At 66.2% G+C, this 19,243-nt stretch carries 20 protein-coding genes and 1 pseudogene; 11 read left to right on the top strand and 10 right to left on the bottom strand.

The window, feature by feature from the left end:
- Positions 1-77 precede the first annotated feature (77 nt).
- The gene (locus ACTJKH_RS10530; protein ID WP_440736855.1) at positions 78-1,652 is read left to right on the top strand and encodes a glycosyltransferase family 2 protein; all 1,575 of its coding nucleotides are present in this window, start codon (positions 78-80) and stop codon (positions 1,650-1,652) included.
- Positions 1,653-1,708: 56 nt separating this feature from the next.
- Here the strand turns inward: ACTJKH_RS10530 and map are convergent, their stop codons facing one another.
- Positions 1,709-2,479: a type I methionyl aminopeptidase gene (gene map, locus ACTJKH_RS10535; protein WP_440736856.1), complete on the bottom strand. Its 771-nt coding sequence runs from the start codon at positions 2,477-2,479 to the stop codon at positions 1,709-1,711.
- A 78-nt stretch (positions 2,480-2,557) separates the two neighbouring features.
- On the opposite strand from map, the gene ACTJKH_RS10540 reads away from it, so the two are divergent.
- The gene (locus ACTJKH_RS10540; RefSeq protein WP_056512766.1) at positions 2,558-2,836 is read left to right on the top strand and encodes a helix-turn-helix domain-containing protein; all 279 of its coding nucleotides are present in this window, start codon (positions 2,558-2,560) and stop codon (positions 2,834-2,836) included.
- A gap of 1 nt (position 2,837) precedes the next feature.
- Positions 2,838-3,596, top strand: coding sequence for an SDR family NAD(P)-dependent oxidoreductase (locus tag ACTJKH_RS10545; RefSeq protein ID WP_440736857.1), 759 nt, complete (start codon positions 2,838-2,840; stop codon positions 3,594-3,596).
- A gap of 11 nt (positions 3,597-3,607) precedes the next feature.
- Here ACTJKH_RS10545 and ACTJKH_RS10550 read toward each other — a convergent pair whose 3' ends face one another.
- Entirely contained in the window at positions 3,608-3,913 is a 306-nt protein-coding gene (locus ACTJKH_RS10550) for an ArsR/SmtB family transcription factor (RefSeq protein WP_210096681.1), read from the bottom strand.
- A 102-nt stretch (positions 3,914-4,015) separates the two neighbouring features.
- Between ACTJKH_RS10550 and ACTJKH_RS10555 the strand changes: the two genes are divergently transcribed.
- A complete protein-coding gene (locus ACTJKH_RS10555; RefSeq protein ID WP_440736858.1) occupies positions 4,016-5,227 on the top strand; it encodes an MFS transporter in 1,212 nt (403 codons plus the stop codon).
- Between the two features lie 167 nt (positions 5,228-5,394).
- Here ACTJKH_RS10555 and ACTJKH_RS10560 read toward each other — a convergent pair whose 3' ends face one another.
- The 5 genes from ACTJKH_RS10560 to ACTJKH_RS10580 form a co-directional block, all read right to left on the bottom strand.
- Entirely contained in the window at positions 5,395-5,688 is a 294-nt protein-coding gene (locus ACTJKH_RS10560) for a HigA family addiction module antitoxin (RefSeq protein ID WP_210096679.1), read from the bottom strand.
- Between the two features lie 173 nt (positions 5,689-5,861).
- A complete protein-coding gene (gene panB / locus ACTJKH_RS10565) occupies positions 5,862-6,731 on the bottom strand; it encodes a 3-methyl-2-oxobutanoate hydroxymethyltransferase (RefSeq protein WP_440736859.1) in 870 nt (289 codons plus the stop codon).
- Positions 6,728-7,570, bottom strand: a complete 843-nt coding sequence (gene panC, locus ACTJKH_RS10570) for a pantoate--beta-alanine ligase (RefSeq protein WP_440736860.1) — start codon at positions 7,568-7,570, stop codon at positions 6,728-6,730. Before panC ends, panB begins: the two co-directional genes overlap by 4 nt.
- Positions 7,567-8,334 (bottom strand): Rossmann-like and DUF2520 domain-containing protein, encoded by a 768-nt coding sequence (locus ACTJKH_RS10575; protein WP_440736861.1) that lies wholly within the window; start codon positions 8,332-8,334, stop codon positions 7,567-7,569. Before ACTJKH_RS10575 ends, panC begins: the two co-directional genes overlap by 4 nt.
- Positions 8,335-8,560: 226 nt before the next feature.
- Entirely contained in the window at positions 8,561-9,034 is a 474-nt protein-coding gene (locus ACTJKH_RS10580; RefSeq protein ID WP_440736862.1) for a hypothetical protein, read from the bottom strand.
- A 131-nt stretch (positions 9,035-9,165) separates the two neighbouring features.
- Here ACTJKH_RS10580 and ACTJKH_RS10585 point away from each other — a divergent pair, with 131 nt between their 5' ends.
- From ACTJKH_RS10585 to ACTJKH_RS10600, 4 genes are all read left to right on the top strand, one after another.
- Positions 9,166-10,668: a SulP family inorganic anion transporter gene (locus ACTJKH_RS10585; protein WP_440736863.1), complete on the top strand. Its 1,503-nt coding sequence runs from the start codon at positions 9,166-9,168 to the stop codon at positions 10,666-10,668.
- A gap of 286 nt (positions 10,669-10,954) precedes the next feature.
- On the top strand, positions 10,955-11,476 hold the full coding sequence (locus tag ACTJKH_RS10590) for a hypothetical protein (RefSeq protein ID WP_440736864.1): 522 nt from the start codon (positions 10,955-10,957) through the stop codon (positions 11,474-11,476).
- 29 nt (positions 11,477-11,505) lie between these two features.
- Entirely contained in the window at positions 11,506-11,859 is a 354-nt protein-coding gene (locus ACTJKH_RS10595) for a hypothetical protein (protein WP_440736865.1), read from the top strand.
- Entirely contained in the window at positions 11,846-12,016 is a 171-nt protein-coding gene (locus ACTJKH_RS10600) for a hypothetical protein (RefSeq protein ID WP_440736866.1), read from the top strand. Before ACTJKH_RS10595 ends, ACTJKH_RS10600 begins: the two co-directional genes overlap by 14 nt.
- 112 nt (positions 12,017-12,128) lie before the next feature.
- On the opposite strand, the gene ACTJKH_RS10605 is transcribed toward ACTJKH_RS10600, so the two are convergent.
- From ACTJKH_RS10605 to ACTJKH_RS10615, 3 genes and pseudogenes are all read right to left on the bottom strand, one after another.
- Positions 12,129-13,139 carry an Ltp family lipoprotein gene (locus ACTJKH_RS10605; RefSeq protein WP_440736867.1) on the bottom strand — a complete coding sequence of 337 codons (1,011 nt, stop codon included), beginning with the start codon at positions 13,137-13,139 and terminating at the stop codon, positions 12,129-12,131.
- A 149-nt stretch (positions 13,140-13,288) separates the two neighbouring features.
- Positions 13,289-13,861, bottom strand: a complete 573-nt coding sequence (locus ACTJKH_RS10610; RefSeq protein ID WP_440736992.1) for a hypothetical protein — start codon at positions 13,859-13,861, stop codon at positions 13,289-13,291.
- A gap of 132 nt (positions 13,862-13,993) precedes the next feature.
- A pseudogene (locus tag ACTJKH_RS10615) lies at positions 13,994-14,152 on the bottom strand (DUF2510 domain-containing protein); the annotation flags it as partial.
- A gap of 164 nt (positions 14,153-14,316) precedes the next feature.
- Here ACTJKH_RS10615 and ACTJKH_RS10620 point away from each other — a divergent pair.
- The 3 genes from ACTJKH_RS10620 (at position 14,317) to ACTJKH_RS10630 (ending at position 19,216) form a co-directional block, all read left to right on the top strand.
- On the top strand, positions 14,317-15,225 hold the full coding sequence (locus ACTJKH_RS10620) for a DUF2510 domain-containing protein (protein WP_440736868.1): 909 nt from the start codon (positions 14,317-14,319) through the stop codon (positions 15,223-15,225).
- Positions 15,226-15,770: 545 nt separating this feature from the next.
- Positions 15,771-17,918 carry an McrB family protein gene (locus ACTJKH_RS10625; protein ID WP_440736869.1) on the top strand — a complete coding sequence of 716 codons (2,148 nt, stop codon included), beginning with the start codon at positions 15,771-15,773 and terminating at the stop codon, positions 17,916-17,918.
- Entirely contained in the window at positions 17,915-19,216 is a 1,302-nt protein-coding gene (locus ACTJKH_RS10630) for an McrC family protein (RefSeq protein ID WP_440736870.1), read from the top strand. Before ACTJKH_RS10625 ends, ACTJKH_RS10630 begins: the two co-directional genes overlap by 4 nt.
- The last annotated feature ends 27 nt before the right edge of the window (positions 19,217-19,243 follow it).

A 19,243-nucleotide genomic window follows, 5' to 3' on the forward strand; every position in this document is an offset into this window, starting at 1 on the left:
TCTCGTTCGGATTGCACGCCCCATTCCTGAGCGCAAGCCCTGTGCGCCACACAGGTCGCAGTGTTTGACTGCCGGTGATGTCGAATTCGTCTGCCGTTCAGCCTGCGTCCACCTCCATCCGGGTGAGCGTGGTCGTTCCCGTGTTCAGACCGGGGCCGGCATTCGACGAGCTCATCGCGTCGCTCGACTCTCAGACGCTGGATCACTCGCGCTTCGAGGTTCTGCTGTGCGATGACGGATCCGGTGAGCAGACGGCCGCACGGCTGGTCGAGGTCGCGCGCGATCGCGACTACATCCGCGTGGCGTACCTGCCGCACTCGGGATGGCCGGGCACGCCCCGCAACCACGGGATCGACGAGGCTCGGGGAACGTACATCCAGTTCGTCGACCAGGACGACTGGCTGTATGACGGCGCCCTCGAAGCGCTGTGCGACTATGCCGACAGGAACGGCTCCGACGTCGTGGTGGGCAAGGAGGTCGGCATCGGACGCCCGCTGCCGAAGCGGATCTTCCGCCGTGACGTGCCGCGCGCCGTGCTCGGCGAGGATCCCCTGCTCGAGATGCTCACGCCGCACAAGATGTTCCGCACGTCGTTCCTGCGCGAGAACCGCATCCGCTTCCCCGACGGCAAGGTGCGCCTCGAGGATCACCTGTTCGTCATGCGGGCGTACTTCGAAGCCTCGACGATCTCGATCCTCGCCAGCCAGCCCTGCTACGCGTGGGTCAAGCACGCCGGCAGCGCGAGCTCGTCGCGGATCGACCCCGAGTCGTACTTCCCTCATCTCGAAGCGGTGCTCGACCTCGTCGAGCGGTACACCGAGCCGGGGCGGCTGCGCGATCGACTGCTGCGGCACTGGTTCCGCGGCAAGATCCTCAAGCGCCTGACGGGCAAGAAGTTCGTGGGGTACCCCGACGAGTATCGCGAGCGCCTGCTCGGGGTGGTCGGCCCGCTCGCTCGGCGACGCTTCGGGCCCGGTGTCGACGGCGGCCTCTCGTTCCCGAACCGGATCCGCGCAGCGCTCCTGCGTGCCGACCGGCGCACCGACCTGGTGACGTTCGCGCGGTTCGAGCTCGAGACCACCTGTCGCGCGACGGTCACGTCGGCGCGATGGTCGCGCGGTGGTGGGCTGTACCTGACGGTCGCCGTGTCGATCACGCGCGATGGCAAGGATGCTCTGGTCATCGAGCCGGGAACGGGGATCCTGACCTCGCTGCCCGTGGCGATGGACGGCCTGCCCACGGGGCTGCTCGAAGCCGGGCGCGAACTTGCGAACGACCGGGTCGAGCTGGTGCTGCGAGACAAGGCCGCGGGAGTCGAACGCCGGGTGGCGAGCGTGCATCCGCGCAACCTCGGGGCGATCCCCGTCGCGATCGACCCGCTGAAGGTGTTCGGTCCCGACGACGAATCGCGCGGCGCGACGCTGTTCGTCACCGTGCGGCGGGCGGGGTGGACGTTCGACGTTCCCCTCACCGCGGATGCCGCGACGCTCGCCGCCGCCGGCCGCTCGCCGTTACTCGCGGGCCGCACCTGCACGCCGGTCGCGGGGCGCGGCGGCGCGGTCGAGCTGCGTCGCCAGTGGCCCGGCGGGCGGTTGAAAGACGTAGCCGGGCGCGCAGTTCGTCGGATGCGGAGCCGGTCGCGCACGAAGTAGCCCGATGCTGGCTCGTCCTCAGCTCGCGCTCGACGTCGCCGGATGCCGGCTCGTCTTCAGCGTGCGAGCGTGAGCACCTCCGCGCCGTCCTCCGTGATTGCGATCGTGTGCTCGGTGTGGGCCGTGCGGCACGCGGTCGCACTGCGCAGTGTCCATCCGTCGTCGTCGGTGATGAGCTCGTCCGTGTCGGCCATGACCCACGGTTCGAGGGCGAGGAGCAGGCCGGGGCGCAGTGTGTAGCCACGGCCGGGGCGTCCGTCGTTGGCGACGTGCGGATCCTGGTGCATCGTCGAGCCGATGCCGTGGCCACCGAACTCGAGGTTGATCGGGTAGCCCGCGGCGGTCAGCACGGTGCCGATCGCATGTGAGATGTCGCCGATGCGGGCTCCAGGGCGCGCTGCCGCGATACCGGCGGCGAGCGCACGTTCGGTCGCGTCGATCATCGCGAGATCGGCGGATGACGCGGTCTCCCCGACCACGAAGCTGATCGCCGCATCGGCTGAGATCCCTCGCAGCGTGACGGCGAGGTCGAGGGTCAGCAGGTCTCCGTCGGCGAGGGCGTAGTCGTGCGGCATTCCGTGCAGCACGGCGTCGTTCACAGCTGTGCAGACATAGTGGCCGAAGGGCCCGCGGCCGAACGACGGGGCGTAGTCGACGTAGCAGGACTCGGCTCCGGCATCCTCGATCATCTTCTTCGTCCAGCGGTCGAGGTCGAGCAGGTTCACCCCGACGGTCGTGCGCTCTTTCAATGACTGCAGGATGCTGCCGACGAGCGCCCCGGCATCCCTCGCCCGGGCCAGTTCGTCGTTCGTGAGAATCTCGATCATGGTGCTCTCCGCATCCGGCGTACTGCCGTTCCAATAACTATCCCGGTAATACTATCCCGGTATTAGAATCGGCACATGATGGTTCGCATGCCCCTCACCCCTGCCGAGGTCGAACGCGGCGAGCGCCTGGGCGCCCTGCTGCGGCGAGCGCGTGGTGAACGGTCGATGCTGAGCGTCGCCCTCGATGCGGGGGTCTCGCCCGAGACTCTGCGCAAGATCGAGTCGGGTCGCGTGGCGACTCCCGCCTTCTCGACCATCGCGGCGATCGCGGGCGTGCTGCATCTCTCGCTCGACTCGGTGTGGGCCGAGATCGAGCCGCCGGTGCGCACGATCGGGCGCGTGCAGGTCGCCTCCTGAGATGGCGCATGCACTGATCACGGGCAGCTCTCGCGGCATCGGTCGCGCCGTCGCTCAGGCCTTCGCTCGACGCGGCGACCGGGTCGTCGTGCACTTCGGTCGGGATCGCGCCGCCGCTGAGGAGACGCTCACCTCGCTCGAGGGTTCGGGGCACGCTCTCGTGGGCGGCGACGTGGGGGATCCCGCTGAGGCGCAGCGCGTGGTCGAGGAGGCCGTCGCCGCCCTGGGGTCGCTCGACATCCTGGTGAACAACGCAGCCGTCGCGCCGAGTGCGGCGAACGAGCATCGCGTCGATTCGACGTCGTACGCGGAGTGGCAGGCCGCGTGGTCTGCGATGGTCTCGGTGAACCTGCTCGGAGCGTCGAACGTGACGATGCTCGTGGCGCAGCACATGATCGAGCGCGGATCCGGCGGAGCGATCGTCAACGTCGGCTCGCGCGGTGCGTTCCGCGGCGAGGCCGATCACCCCGCATACGCCGCAACGAAGGCGGGACTGCAGGCGTTCGGCCAGTCGATGGCGCTGGTGCTCGCACCCCATGGCATCTCGGTCACGTCGGTCGCGCCAGGGATGGTCGCGACCGAGCGCCAGTCGGCAAAGCTCGACGGAGAGCAGGGCGACAGCATCCGCGGGCAGAGTCCGTTCGGTCGCGTGGGAACGCCCGAAGAGGTGGCGGATGCTGTCGCGTACCTCACGTCGCCCGGCGCGGTATGGGCGTCGGGGACTGTGCTCGACCTCAACGGGGCGTCGTACTTCCGCTGAGTCTCGGCGACCTATCCCCGCAGCACCGAGTCCAACAGCCCCGGGAAAAGCGAGTCGAGCTCGTCGCGGCGGAGCGTCAGCATCCGTCGCCGTCCGTTGGGTTCGTTGCGGATGACGCCCGCTTCGCGCAGCACCTTCATGAAGTGCGACTTGGTCGACTTCGGGAGGTTCGGGTCGGTCGCGTGGCACTCGGCCATGTCGAGCGGACCGTCGGCGAGCTGGCGGGCGATCGCCAGGCGCTCGGGGTCGCTGAGCGCGAAGAGCACATCCGTGAGCTGGATCTCGGAACGCTCCGGGTGCGGAAGGTCGCCTGGCATAGTTCGAGAATAGTTGAACAATCACCGGAAGGCGAGTACGCTCCGATAGTTCGATGATTCTCGAACCCAACGAGTTCGAGACCTCACCCCGCGGGAGCACAGATGACCATCACGTCACCGATCGCCACCAAGACGGCCGCGCCGATCCGCCGCCCGCGCTTCGGCTTCGCGCTCGCGATCGTCACGCAGATCGCGATGATGATGGGGGCGAGCGCGCCGTCGCCGTTCTACCCGGTGCTCGCGGCCGAGATCGGGTTCGATGCGATCGTCATCAGCGCCGTGTTCGCCGTCTATGCGATCGCCCTGCTGCTCGCACTGCTCACCGCCGGGTCGCTCTCCGACCACGTCGGACGCCGCCCGGTCGCGATCGGCGGACTCCTCCTGCTCGCCGCGAGCATGCTGCTCTTCTGGCATGCCGACAGCGTCGCGACGCTCATGCTCGCGCGCATCCTGCAGGGAGCCGCGAGTGGTGTGCTCATCGCCGCGCTGTCGGCCGCAGCGTTGGACCTCGCTCCCGGAGGACGCTCGCGGGTCGCCGCGCTGTGGAACGCCCTCAGCCCCGGCATCGGCCTCGCCCTCGGCGCTCTGATCTCGGGCATCGCCCTCGACGTGACCGGCCAGCCGCTGCTCGACGTGTTCGCTCCGCTGACCGTCGTCTACGTCGTGCTCGCCGGGCTCTTCTTCCTCGCTCCCGAGACCGCACCGCTTCGACCCGGAGCACTGGCGTCGCTGAGCTTCCGCCTGTCGGTACCCGCCGGCATCAGCTCCGACTTCTGGCGAGGCGCCCCGGCGATCATCGCCGGATGGGCGACCGGTGGCCTCTTCCTCTCACTCGGTGCGAACATCGTGCGCACCGAGCTCGGTGGCGAGGCGCACGTCTGGCAGGGACTCGCGGTCGCGATGCTCGCGGGAATCGGCGCGATCACAGCCTTCATCTTCCGCAACCGGATGCCGCGCACCTCCGTGATCTTCGGCACCGCGGCGCTCGCGACGGGAACCGCCCTGTCTCTCTGGGCCCTCTCGGCCGAGTCACTCCCCTTGTACCTCGCCGCGACCGCGATCACCGGCATGGGATTCGGCACCGCCTTCTCGGGAGTCGTCGCCTCGCTCGCCCCGCGCATCCCCGCGACCGACCGCGCCGACACGTTCGCCGTGATCTACCTGCTCGCCTACCTCGCGTTCGGAGTGCCCGCCGTGGTGGCCGGAACGCTGGTCGGGGTGTTCGGGCTCGGAACCGTGTGCGTCGGATACGGCGTCGTGGTCATCGTGCTCGCGTTGGTCGCGCTAGTGCTGCGGGTGCGCCGGGCGGAGTAGGGGCCGGGCCCGGCGCGCGGCGATTCCGGTGTGGGCTTCGCGGCTGCATGCGCCTCGGAAGCAGATTCGCGCTTCACAAGTCCGGGCTCCCTGGTTCCGGACTTCCCTGTGAACATTGACTTCGTCAGCGCACGGATTCCCGCGGTCGATGCGCCGCGTCAGGCATGTCAGGCGGTCTTCAACGGCTGGATCACCGCAAGAGCATCCGCGATCGCATCCCGCTCCACTTCGAGATCGAACTGCGTCTGAAGGTTGATCCAGAATTGTGCGGTCGTGCTGAAGTAGCGCGCCAGTCGCAGCGCCGTGTCAGCGGTGATCCGGCGCTTTCCGAGGACGATCTCGTTGATCCGTCGCGGAGGCACACCCAGCGCGACCGCGACACGATTCTGCGTGAGTTCGAGCGGCTCGATGAACTCGTGCATAAGCACTTCGCCGGGATGGATCGGCGGGAGTTCGTTCATGGTCGCCCCTTGTCTTCAGTGATAGTCGATGATCTCGACGTCTCGTCGGATCACAAGCCCACCGAGAACCGTAAACCCGTCTGGCGTGCTCCGTCCGGCATCCCGGAATTGCCTGGGCTCAAAGCCAGATGCCGGATGCCGGATGCCGGAAGAGATGCCGACGCCGCCGCGGCCTACCGCTCCGCGAGCAGCTCCCGCAGCCGCGCGGCCTCAGCCTCGGGCATCCCGTACCCGTGCTCGGGCGCCGGATACACACCGTCGCGCACCTCGTCGGCATACGCCTGCACCCCGGCGACCGACACTCCCCGCACATCGGCATAACGCTTGACGAACTTCGCGACGCCGCCGGCGTAGATGCCGAGCAGGTCATGGAAGACGAGCACCTGGCCGTCGGCATCCGCTCCTGCCCCGATGCCGATCAGCGGGATGCGCAACAGAGGCGCGAGCGCGGCGGTGACCTCTGACGGCACGGCTTCGATCACGAGCACCGAGACTCCGGCATCCTGCAGCGCGAGGGCGTCGTCGATCACGGCGAGGGCGGCGTCGGCTGTGCGCCCCTGGGCGCGGTATCCGCCGAGGGATGTCGCGGTCTGCGGGGTCAGCCCGACGTGTCCGACCACGGGGATGCCGGCATTCACCAGCGCGCGGGCGCGGTCGACCGTGGTGCCGCCGCGCTCGATCTTGATGAGGTCGACGCCCGCCTCTTTGATGAAGCGCTGCGCGGTCGCCAGCGCGAGCTCATCCGACGCCTCATACGAGCCGAAGGGCAGGTCTCCGACGAGCAGCGGCTTCTCGAGTCCTCGGCGCACGGCCTTCGTGAGCATGAGCATCTCGTCGATCGTGACGGGCACGGTGCTGTCGTAGCCGAGCACGGTCATCGCGGCCGAGTCGCCGACGAGCACCATGTCGACGCCGGCCTCCTCGACGATCTGCGCGCTCGGAAAGTCGTACGCGGTGACCATGACGATCGGCTCGCCCGACTGCTTCTTCGCGGCCAGATCACCCAGGGTCAGGCGCTTGGACGGGGCGGCGTGGGCACTCATCGGGTGGCCCCTCTCAGCAGGTGGTTGTCGATAAGTCGGGCGGCGCCGACGCGGGCGGCGACGAGAAGCAGTGCGTCTCGTTCGACGGCCGTCACGGGCTGAAGGGTCTCGGCATCCCGGAGTTCCAGGTACTCAACGGCGATCCCCGCCTCGTCGAGAACAGCCTGAGCTGCAGACAGGATGCTCTCCCCCGATCGGTGCGCCGCGTCGGCGGCGTCGAGGGCGCGGCTGAGCGCGGTCGCCTGGGCGCGAGCATCCGCGTCGAGGTAGACGTTGCGCGAGCTCATGGCGAGGCCGTCGGGTTCGCGCACGATGGGGCAGGCCTCGATGCGCACGTCGAGATCGAGGTCGCGCACGACCCGGCGGACGACGAGCACCTGCTGCGCATCCTTCTGTCCGAAGTAGGCGACGTCGGGCTGCACGATGCCGAACAGCTTGGTGACGACGGTGGCGACGCCGTCGAAGTGGTGGGGTCCGCGGCTCGCGCCGTCGAGCACCTCGGTGATGCCCGTGACGTGGATGTTCGTGGCGAAGCCATCGGGGTAGATCTCGGCGGGCTCGGGGGCGAACAGGATGTCGACACCCGCGGCCTCGGCGAGCGCGGCGTCGCGGGCCTCGTCGCGCGGGTAGGTGCTGAGGTCTTCGTTCGCGGCGAATTGGGTCGGGTTGACGAAGAGCGAGACGACGACGAGTCCGTTCTGCTCGCGTGCGGCGCGCATGAGCGAGAGGTGACCCTCGTGGAAGGCGCCCATCGTGGGGACGAGTCCGACGGACTTGCCCGCTGCCTTGACGTCGCGGACCGCGGCTCGCACCTCGGCGATCGTGCGGAGGATTCTCATGCCTCGGGCTCCTCGGTGGTGGCGACGTGATCGGCGGCGGTCGTATGTGGCGCGCGCCCGGCGACCGAGCGGGTGGCGGCGGCGAGGGCGTCGAAGAGGTCTTGGTACTCGGCGGATGCTGCGCGCTGCCGCGCGACGGTGGCTTCGTCGCCGCGCGCGATCGGCCCGGTGAGAGCGGATGCTGCGCCGGATGCCACCCAGTTGTCGACCGTCTGGCGCACGAGCGGTGCGAGGTGGGCACGGGCGACTCCGGCGTCCTTCGCGAGGTGTTCAGCCGCATCGAGCACGGTGAGCACGAAGTTCGAGGCGAAGGATGCGGCGGCGTGATACTCCGCGCGATGGTCGTCGTCGACGCGGAACACGTTCGCGCCCAGCGCCCTGGCGAGCTGCTCGGCCACTTTGAGCGCCTCGGGTGTGCGGCCGTCGACGGCGACACCGGTGCCGCGGAACACCTCGGGCGTCTCTTTTCCGGTGAAGGTCTGCAGCGGGTGGAGGCTGAAGTCGACGTCGGTGAGGGGCGTCGCACCCGAGACGTGGGCGACGAGCCGCGCGTGCGGTCGCACGGCGAAGGCCACTGCGGGGATGGCGGAATCCGGAACGCAGAGCAGTGCGATGTCGGCATCCGGGGCTCGGTCTTCGCGGCGCAGGGGTCCGATGACGACGAAGCCCGCTGCGCGCAGGGCCCGCGCGAGTACGCCGCCGAGACGGCCGGCGCCGACGATGGCGATGGTCGTGTCAGGAGCGAGAGCAGGGGTGCTGTGCATGTCGATTCCCCGGCCGAGACGGTCGGCGCGGATGGGATGAGTATCCGCCCGAGATGGCGTGCGCGCAAAATCTGAGAGCAGAGTGAACGGCATTTTCGCTCAAAAGATTGGGTATCTGCGAATGCAGACCACTTCTAGATGTGCAGATTGCTCCGACGCATCTCAGCACGGATCGTCGACCGAGGCTCGCGCCTCTGCCCGAGACGAGACGCATCACCCGCCGCGGTTACAGATAGTACGTGCGCGAAAGCAGCTCTCCGTCGCCCTGACTCCACTCGAGGACGACTCCCCGCACGGCGGGCCCGCCCAGCGTCGAACGCAGACGCACATCGAACGACGCATCCGGTGGAATGTCGAGCGGGAACTGATCACGCAGCGTCGCCTCGACACCGGCCGTCGCAGAGACGCTCGACACGGTGACAACCTGCCCGCTGGTGTTACGGAAGGTCGCCACGCGACCGTCGCCGTCGAAGCTCCATGGCTCGGGTGCCGCGGTGGCCGCCGCGCTGAGAGTGCGAGTGCGCACGCCCTGCTCTGTCGGCTCGCGATTCAACGCCTTCCCGATCTCCCGCACTCCACCCTTCGCCGAGAGGCTGTTGATGAACGCGATCACCGCCACGGTCGACGCCGCGATCGAGGCCACCGCACCCAACCACGAGGGCACGACGACGCCCCAGAAGTCGGTGGGCACGGGTTCCATGACCGCACTCTATCCACGGGCGCCGACACCGAACAGGGGTGGTCGGGATCGACACGGACGGCAGCCCGCAGCATCCGCCGTACCCTTAACTGTTCTGCCCCATCCCCGGGCACCTTCTCTGGAGCATCCCCATGTCTGCAACTGCGGTCGACGATCGTGCCCGCTATCGGGCGAATCCCACCGTCCTCCAAGCGCTGAAGAGCCCGCGGATGCTGACGCGCGAAGTGCTCGCGGGTCTGGTCGTGGGTCTCGCGCTGATTCCCGAGGCGATCGCGTTCTCGGTGATCGCCGGTGTCGACCCGAAGGTCGGGCTGTTCTCGTCGTTCATCATGGCGGTGTCGATCGCGTTCCTCGGTGGGCGTCCGGCGATGGTGACCGCGGCGACCGGAGCCGTCGCGCTCGTGATCGCCCCGGTCGCGCCGACGTACGGGATGGACTACTTCATCGCGACGGTGATCCTCGCGGGTGTCTTCCAAGTGATCCTCGGGGTGCTGGGTGTCGCGAAGCTGATGCGGTTCATCCCACGCAGTGTCATGGTCGGATTCGTGAACGCGCTGGCGATCTTCGTGTTCAGCTCGCAGTTCCCGCAGCTGATCGACGCGCCGTGGATGGTGTATCCGCTGGTCGCACTGGGAATCGTCGTGATGATCGTGATGCCGAAGATCACCAAGGTCGTGCCGGCGCCGCTCGTGTCGGTGGTCATCGTGACGGCTGTGGTGCTGGCGTTCGCGATCACCGTGCCGACGGTCGGCGATCAGGGCGAGCTGCCGAAGAGCCTGCCCGAACTGTTCATCCCGAATGTGCCGCTGACGTGGGAAACGTTCACGATCATCGCGCCGTTCGCGCTCGGGGTCGCGCTGGTCGGGCTCATGGAGTCGCTGCTCACCGCGAAGCTCGTCGACGAGATCACCGACACGCACTCGAACAAGACGCGGGAGTCGTGGGCTCAGGGCGTGGCGAACATCCTCTCGGGAACCTTCGGCGGCATGGGCGGATGCGCCGTGATCGGCCAGACCATGATCGGCGTCAAGGCCTCGGGCGCCCGCACCCGCATCTCGACGTTCTGCGCCGGCATCTTCCTGTTCCTGCTCGTCGTCGTGTTCGGCGACTTCGTCAGCACGATCCCCATGGCCGCCCTCGTCGCGGTGATGATCATGGTCGCGATCGGAGCCTTCGACTGGCACAGCGTCAAGCCGTCGACCCTCAAGCGGATGCCGAAGAGCGAGACGTTCGTGATGGTGGCGACTGTCGTTCTCGTGCTGCTGACGCACAACCTCGCGATCGGCGTTGTCGGTGGGGTGCTGGTCGCATCAGTACTGTTCGTGCGGAGGGTCGCGCACTTCGTGTCGGTGTCTCGGACTGTTTCGCAGTCCGGGGATTCCGTCACGTATGTCGTGAACGGGGAGCTGTTCTTCGCGTCGAGCAACGATCTGACGACGCTGTTCTCGTACTCGGAGGACCCGGATTCTGTCGTTGTCGACCTGTCGGGATCGCACATCTGGGATGCGTCGACCGTCGCCGCGCTGGATGCGATCGAGACGAAGTACACGGCGCTCGGGAAGAGCGTCGAGATCATCGGGATGAACGAGAGCAGTCAGCGGATGCGGGGACGGTTGACCGGCGGGTTTGAGTGAGCGATCTACCCGGGTAGATCACAGTCCAACACCATCAGCTCGCTGCGACCACAAGGATGCCGGTCTCGTCCCGCGAACACGCGAGGTTCGAACTGACGCGAGAACGACGAGGACGCCAGGCGGGCCTCATCCGCGTTCCCGACGGTGTTGAGTCGGCGATCACGCACCTGACCTCATATATATTGCTTGCGTCCTCATATGTGTATCTAATGTGATCAAGAGAATCGTGGCAAAGCCCGTCGGCTTCGCCGCTCGATATCCAAGAACACGAGGCAAAGGGGTCTTCTTGTCCACTCTCAATCCGCGCTCTGGCCGCCGCCGATCTGTCCTCTTCGCCATCGGCATTCTTTGCGTCGGCGTTTTCACGATGGCGACGACTCAAGCCGCTGATGCCGCCACCTATCGCTACGCCGTCATCAATAAGACATCTCAGAGCAACTACACGGGCGGTGTGTTCGCGAGTTGCAAGATCACGTCGACTGGCGGCACCTGCACGATCACCACCGGCAAGACAGTGACGAGGACCATCGGGGTCAGCCTTGGCGCTAGTCGAAGTGATGTCTCTCTGGGCTTGAACATCAGCTCCGCAGACAGCGTGACGACCACCGTGGCATGCGCATCTCCGGCCCTCAAGGCCGGACAGACGTGGAAAGCACGCGCGCTGGGCACCCGATACACGTACAAGGTACAGAAGAAGGAAGGTATACGTCCCCGAGTCGGTGGAGGCGTGATCTGGAAAATCGTCGGGACTAGCGGAACACTGACCGCTTACAACCCTTACCGCTCAGCGATCTCGTGCGGCTTGTAGCCCGAGTCTCAGCTGCCGTTGCCGTCACCATGACTCTCGCGGTGACGGCAACCGCCTGCTCTGGTGCACCCGCCGTGGAGGTCGGTGAGGCCGTGGGAAAGTCCCTCAGTTGGGTGAACGAAACCGCCCCCACGGATACGGAGTTCCTGATCCAGGACTCGTCCCCGCGCGTAGGAGAGCCTGCGTCCTTTAACCTGTCGACGTCGGATCCGACAGAGTGGATCGTCGTGGCGATCTGCGCCGACGATCCCCACCTCAACAGCGCCGGAGCCGCTGAGATCTCGATCATCCCGAAGAGCGCATACACGACGTCCGTGAAGGCCGAAGTAGAAGAAGGAAAGTTCCGCGATGCCGTGACCTGCAACGGCCTTGACGACCGCTGATGTCGGACGTGATGCGGCCATCTTCTCCCCGCCGCTCGCCGCACCGGACGCGGCCCACCTCCTCAGCTATCGCAAGGCCGTCCCCGAGTGCACGAAGCTCTCCATGAGTTCAGCATGCCGTGACGGCGACGAGACCGCCCGCAACGGGCACGCGTGAGACTGCCCGCGCAACGGGCTTCGCCCACCGGTTCTCGGCGGAGGATCGCAGTGCGGATGCCGTTCGATGGCCCCGCTCAGAAGAGCGGGGCCTTCCTATTGACGCGAGATCCTCAGTACCCGACCGCAGCCAGTCCGAACTCGATCTCAGCAGGCAGGAAGCCTTCGTAGGCCAGCTGATCGTAGAGACCCTGGCGTGAGAACGACGAGTAATCGAGATACTGCTGCGCAGTCTCCGCACACTCGGCGTTCCAGTCCGCACCCGCGTTGTCCGCACCGAAGGTCGCGTCTGCCGTGCTGAAGCCTTCGTACTCGAGCTGGTCGATCAGACCTGTGCGCGAGAACCCGCTGTAGTCGAGGTAGTCCTGCGCGGTGCTGATCGCGTTCTGCTGCGCCATGGTGAACGCAGGCTTCTCTTCGAGGGTGAGAGTGATCTCGGTTCCCTCTTCGACCTCTGTCCCGGCAGCGGGACTCGTCGACAGCACCTTCGCGAGAGGGTCGGCAAGCTCCGTGATCGCCGGGGGCGTCAGACCAGCAGCGGCGAGCGCAACCAGAGCCTCAGTTGCGGTCTGTCCCGTGACGTCAGGCACCGCGACCATCACCGCAGGCTCTTCGACTGGCTCCTCATCCACAGTGGTCGCCGTCGATGCCGCGGGCTTCTCCTCCGAGACCTCTGGCTTGCCGCCACCACCGATCGCGCTGGCGACACTGCTGATCACGATGACTCCCGCGACGATCGAGCCACCGATGATCCACGCCGTCTTCTTCGACTTGCGTGCCGGCGCGGGGGCCAGCGTCGGTTCGCCGAACCCTGCGGGCGCGTCCGTCGGATTCGGGATGCTGGGGTAGCCGGGAGCCGTGGAATCGACGAGGTCACCAGCAGAGGGCGGGCCGGCCGGATACGCGGCAGTCGGAGCGTCCACCGGATACGGGGTCTCCGGGAAAGCCACAGTGGGCTCGGCAGCCCACGTCGACGTTGCGGGGAAGGCCTGCGTGGGAGCTTCAGCGGCCGGAGGAGCAACCGGCGGCTGCGGCTCGAGCCACTGCACGCCGTCCCAGTAGCGCTGTTCGTTGTTTGCGTGCGGCGCCGGGTACCAGCCGGGCGCGGGGTTATGGTCGGACATTGTGCAGCTTCCTCTCGGTGCCGTGGCCGGCGTTGTCTTCAGTTCTCAAGTCGAATGGACGGATGCTATCGGCGGGCACTGACGTTGATCGCGCCGTGCTGTCCCAGCTGGAATGAAATCGCACAGGCGCTCCTACCGTGGCGGCCGGTTCAGAGCGCAGAGTCGACGACGCCGCGGGTTGTCTCGACCTGCGTACGGACTGCCTCCACCGCGGCGAGGATCGTCGGGCCGTCCTGCGCCGAGACTGCGTCGGCCAGCACGTCGAGTGCCGTGTCGAGCGCCACCAGAGACTCAGGCCAGGTGACCGCGACGCTCGCGGGAACGTCGAGCCCCTCGAGCTGGCCCAAGTTGAAGGCGAGCTCGCCGCTGTTGCTCAACAGACGCCAGAATCCGTCTTCTTGCACCGTGACCACGATGTCGTCGAGGTCTTTGTTCATGTCGTCGAGATGCGATCCGGCCTGAGCGCGGAATGACACAGCATCGACGACCTCGGCCTCAATGGGCGCGCTTGGGGTTGGGGTCGGCTCTGCGGCGGCGGGCTCCTCAGTCTCGACGACGACGGGCGCGGCGCTGGCCTGCGGCGCCTCATCGCGGTCGCCACCCGCTCCGATTGCTGCGCCGACGGATCCGACGACGATGAGGCCGGCCGCGATTGCGCCGCCGACCAGCCACTTCTTCTGCGCGCTTGCGGAGGATGCGGGAGCGGGCGCCGCAACCGGCACTGGCGGTGGCGGAAGGACAGGAATGGTCGCATTTACGGGAGCGGGACCCGGCGAAGGTGCGGAACCAGGAGCCGGCGCTGAGAACGCGGGGCTACTCGGAGCCGACGGCGAGACAGGCACTGAGGGCGCCGAGGCGGGTGCACTGTGCTGCGTCCACTGCATCCCGTCCCAGTAACGATTCAGCGTCGGGTCTTCCGGGCTCGGATACCAACCGGCGGGGACGTTGCTCACATCTGCTCCATGCTGCTGAGACGCCCCCAGTTGGGCTCGATCTGACACTAGCGATTCCATGCGACTGCATGGTGTGCGTGACGTCACGATTGGATGACGAGTAGAGGGGCGATGCGAGCGGGAATCCCGCCACGCCAGCGAGTCCGCCGTTCGAGTAACGGCCGCTCGTCGATCGCGGGCCGAGCGCGCTCGGCATTACGCATTCTTCATGCCAATATGAGGGCGTGAGCGAGCAAGCACCAGCGGGTTGGTACCCGGACGGCAGTGGCGACGAGCGGTATTGGGATGGGGCGGCGTGGACGGCGCATGTCCGAACTCCTCAGCCGGCACCACCCGCGCCGCCCACCGACGAATCGGCGAACGTGTTCTCCAAGCTCGGCACAGCCGTGAAGAAGGCAGCATCCGACAAGAAGGCTTCGAAGGATGAGGCGCTGCGTCTTCACGAGGAGCGCGCTCTTGCCGCGGGAAGGCTCGTCACCAGCGGCATCTTCGGCACGTCGACGATCGAGATCTACGAACACGGCTTCGTTCGCGTGGCGCCGGGCGGCGAACGGTACGCCGAAGCCGAGAAGATCACGAAGAAGACGCCCTACGAGAGGCTGCGATCGATCACCTTCGGTGTTCCCGAAGCCGAAAGAGCTCACGATACGGAAGGCCCCGGGAGCCCCATCGAGGGCGCAGTGATGCAGGCAATGTCCGGGATCGTTCGTGGCGGCAAGCTGCTGACAAAGGGCACTGCCGTCGGCATCGCCGCCACGGGGGTGGCGCACCTGGCATCGAACTCGGCCAGGAAGTCGAACCTCGTGATTGCCACCGACAAGACGATTCATACGCTGACCAATCAGAAGCACAATGGCTTCATTCAAGTGAGCCAGAAAGAGCACAACGCGGTCGCGGTCGCGCTGGTCGAAGCCGGAAACGCCGTTCTGGGAATTGAGCCCGTCACTGTCGCGCAGCCCTCGATCTCGGCAACACCGGATGCCGCTCCCCCAGCACAGATCAGCGTGGCTGCCGTTGCGGTCACTCCGTCATTGTCCGACCGCATCCGAGAGCTGTCCGAATTGCACCGCGAAGGCATCCTGTCGGACGACGAATTCTCGGCCGCCAAGGGCAAGCTGCTCGCGGGGCTGTAGGCCTGCGACGATTGATTCGACGTGCGAGAGAATCGGGATCGCTATGCTCCCAAAGTGATCCATTTTCGGCGAGTCGCGGGCTTGGGCGTCGCTGCCGCTTTTCTGGCGTGCACCACCGCATGCTCTGGATACGTCAGTCCTCGATTCGGCGGGGGCGACGACGTTGGGCCCCAACCCGGCTATGACGAGTTCGTAGAACAGAACTACCCTGCCCCTGAACCACCCACCGAGCAAGAGATTCAGCAGATGTCAGAAAACTGGCTGAGTGACTCATGGTCATGCTCATACTCGCCAACGTTCAACGACGACTGGTACGACGACGTTTTGTGCTCGCGGGGAACAGAGAGCCACCGGCCCTACCTGAGAGAGTGGGATTCGTTCGTGACTGAAGATGAGATGCGGCAATCTGCCCAGGAGTACGAGGCGCAGCTAAACGCGTCCCCTTGAGCTGAGCACCGCTGGATTCCTGCGGCTCCGACCCGCCGTGCGGCGGGCAGATATGGTGAACGACGTACGAGCAGGCGAGTGGCAATGGCGGGGGACTCATGGTGAACGAACTCAAGACGGCCGAGCGAATCCGAGCGGCGATGGAGGTTCTCGCCGAGCGAGCGCCTGACGGCAACTATGTGTCCATCAACGACCTCTGGGATGCCTCGCTCGCGCAGGTTCCTCTTACACCGCACGAAGCAGAGCTCAACACGAAGGGGCTTGCACGCGGTCACACGAACTGGCGGTTTGCGAGCTCGGAGTTCATCGCGCCAGGCTGGCTGAGGAAGAACCCGTCGCTCGCCGGGGAGTGGGCGATCACGAAGCAGGGTATCGCGGCGCTTGACGAGCACTCCGGTGACGACCTCTTCGTCGAGGCTCAACGCATCAGCGGTGCCGAACGCGTGCGTGTGCGAGACGAGACAGCGAGGTCCTTGCGAGAGGCCTGGCTCCCTACGGACAAGTCGCAGCGGCGACTGCTGGCCGCTGCCGACATCATTGTCCAGGAGGGTTTCAGAAAGGGGCTTTCTGCATTCTCACCGGGGCGAGAGGTGTGGTCAGTGCAGAATATCCGCGACGTCCACGCTCTTTGGGCCTCGGCCGAGCGAACCGATGGGCAGAACTTCATCGGCAACCTGCAACTGCAGTTTGCCGAAGCAACGGATGACCAGCGCCTGCTCATGGCAGAGGTGATCGCACTCCAGGTGCTACCCATCGGCTGGATCATCGGACACGCGAAGAAGCGTGAGCGCGCGCAGACGATGCTCGACCTTATGGATCACCCGGTGCAGATCCCCCGGGTGTTCGACGAGGCCTTCAGCGGTGGCGCCTTCAACCCTGGGCAGGGGATGCAGACTCACATCAACCGCGCCATTACTGTCATCCTCGATGTCTTGCTCGCCTGGACCAGGCTCGACGAAGACGCACAAGCGAACGCACTCAGCAATCCCATCGCGTGGCGTGATGTCGTCATGACCACCGGCGACGCTTTCCCGACGCAGCGATATGCCCTCCTGTATTTGGTGCATCCGGGATTCTTCGGGCCCATCGTCGCTCCAGACCACCGCTCGCGTATTCGTTCGGCCTTCATCGGCGAGATCGGCGGAGCGTTCTCCGACGACCCTGACGCCGATCTGCAGCAGATCCTCATCGCGCTGCAAACGAAGGAGGGCAAGCCTGTAAATCTGTACGACGAGCCTTTGCGCAGCTCTTGGCAATCCGATGATGCCGTGGTTATCGAGCCGCTACCTGAAGAGCGGGCGGCGTCCGGCGGCCCCGACGCACCATCTCACCCTCGAGGGTTCTTCCCTAACGAGGTAGACACCGCATCGCTCGCCGCCGCGACTCATCTGCACGAGGATTGGCTTGCGAAGGTCACGAAAGCGCTGCATCGTCGGGGACAGGTCATCCTGTACGGCCCTCCTGGCACCGGCAAGACCTACGTCGCGCGAGCTCTCGCGGACCAGCTCGGCAAGCCAGGCAGCGTCGTTAAGCGCATCCAGTTCCACCCGTCATATACGTACGAGGACTTCTTCGCCGGGTATCGACCGGTGACGGATTCTGCGGGCCAGCTGTCGTTCTCGCTGACGCGAGGCCCGCTTCGCGAGATCGCGGACGAGGCCCGCAAGAACCCGGACGTGCCGCATGTGATGATGATCGACGAGATCAACCGCGCGAACATCAGCAAGGTCTTCGGCGAACTGTATTACCTGCTCGAGTATCGCGATGACGCCATCGACATTCTGTACGCGGGTTCGGGTGATGACGGCGGCAAGTCCTTCACCTTCCCGGCGAATGTGCTCATCATCGGCACGATGAACACTGCGGACCGCTCGATCGCACTTCTCGACTCGGCCATGCGCCGCCGCTTCTCGTTCTTCGAGCTGCACCCAGATGTCGCGCCGGTGAAGGACATCCTCGTTCGCTGGGCCGCACACCACCCGCAGACCCTGCCGGTGGCTGAGCTTTTCGAGCGCCTCAACGCAAGCATCCGCGATCGCGAAGACCGGGTGGGCCCGAGCCATCTGCTGCGAACGGAGGACCTCCAGGAGGACGACCTGCACGCGGTATGGGAGGAGAGCATCCTGCCGTTGCTCGAGGAGCGCCACATCGGAACCGGTGTCGACGTACACGTGAAGTACGGGCTGAAGACGCTACTCACCGGCCTTGGAAGCTCGGACGCCGAGGCGGCAGCGTCGGGGACATGAGTTCGACGACGTTCGGCGTTCGCGTTGAGGAAATCGCGGAGAAGGGCGAGTCCTTCGTCTCGCTGACCACGTCACAGGCAGTGCGTCTGCAAGAGCTGAAGTTCTGTCGGGTGTCTCCGACAGGGGATGCGGGAATCTGGCGCATCACCGACGTCACACGCGTGGGAGTCGTCGGGCTCGACGGACTCCGGCTGATCATTCGGCCGAAGACACCCTTGCGGAGCCTGATCTTCATGGCCTCGTACTCAGGCGCGCAGGCGAACGTTAGCTACGCGACGTTCGCATTCGAGGCTGATCAAGATCTGCCCTCAACGCTGGCCTCGGCGCTGATCCAAGCGGTCGAGGCAGCGACGGGACGAGGGCTCCTGAAGGGCTATGTGTCCGTCGAGGAGACGGGCACGGTGATTCGGGGCCGATGGGATGTGGCGCGCCAGCTCAAGGCGCGGCCTGGCATTCCGGTCCCGGTCGAGCTGACCTACGACGACTACACCGAAGACGTCGCGGAGAACCGGATCGTCAAAGCGGCGCTGCGCGCGCTGGTGCGGCTCGAACAACTGCCGCGTCGCGTCGTTGACGAACTTGGTCCTCTGCTGGGGACGTTCACCGAGATCTCAGATCTGCGGACTGGCAGTCGGGTGACCTTGCCGGCGGAGACCCGATTGAACGCGCATTACCAGCCGGCTCTGCGCCTCGCGCAATGGATTCTCGAGGCGACGTCGTGGGCGCACGCAGAGGGCGCAAGCTCCGGCTCGGCGTTCTTGCTCAACGTCGCGAAGGTATACGAGGACTTCGTCGGATCGGTGCTCCAGGCGACGCTGAAACCCGAAGGGTACGAGGTCGATCTGCAGGTGTCGGACTGGCGGTTGGACACCGGCGGAAAAGTGCGAATGCGGCCGGACATCGTTATCTCGCGTGGAGGTCGTGTCGTGGCTGTGGCGGACACGAAGTACAAGGTGTGGGGCGAGAGTGATGGCTCTCCCCCGAACGCCGACGTGTACCAAGGGCTGGCGTACGCGATCACAGCGCATGTGCCTGAGGTGCATCTGCTTTACGTGTCAGGAGATGTGGAGCCGCGGCGGTACGAGATCGCAGCCACGGGGACCGCTGTGGTGGCACATGCGTTGGACGTGAGCGGCGGGCCAGAGGAGTTGATCACTCGCGTTGCGGGGCTGGGGCGTGCGCTCGTCGCCTCGGTGGGCATCGACCAGTCATTAGCCGCGAGCCCGTTTAGCGCGCAACGAGATTTCATGCCGACCAGCATTCCGCACGAACGCGCTCGCGAAGTCCTTGAGCCATGATCGAAGTACGCACCTAAGGGCAACGAG

The sequence above is a fragment of the Microbacterium sp. 22215 genome (genome assembly GCF_052045655.1).
Classification (GTDB): Bacteria; Actinomycetota; Actinomycetes; order Actinomycetales; family Microbacteriaceae; genus Microbacterium; species Microbacterium phyllosphaerae.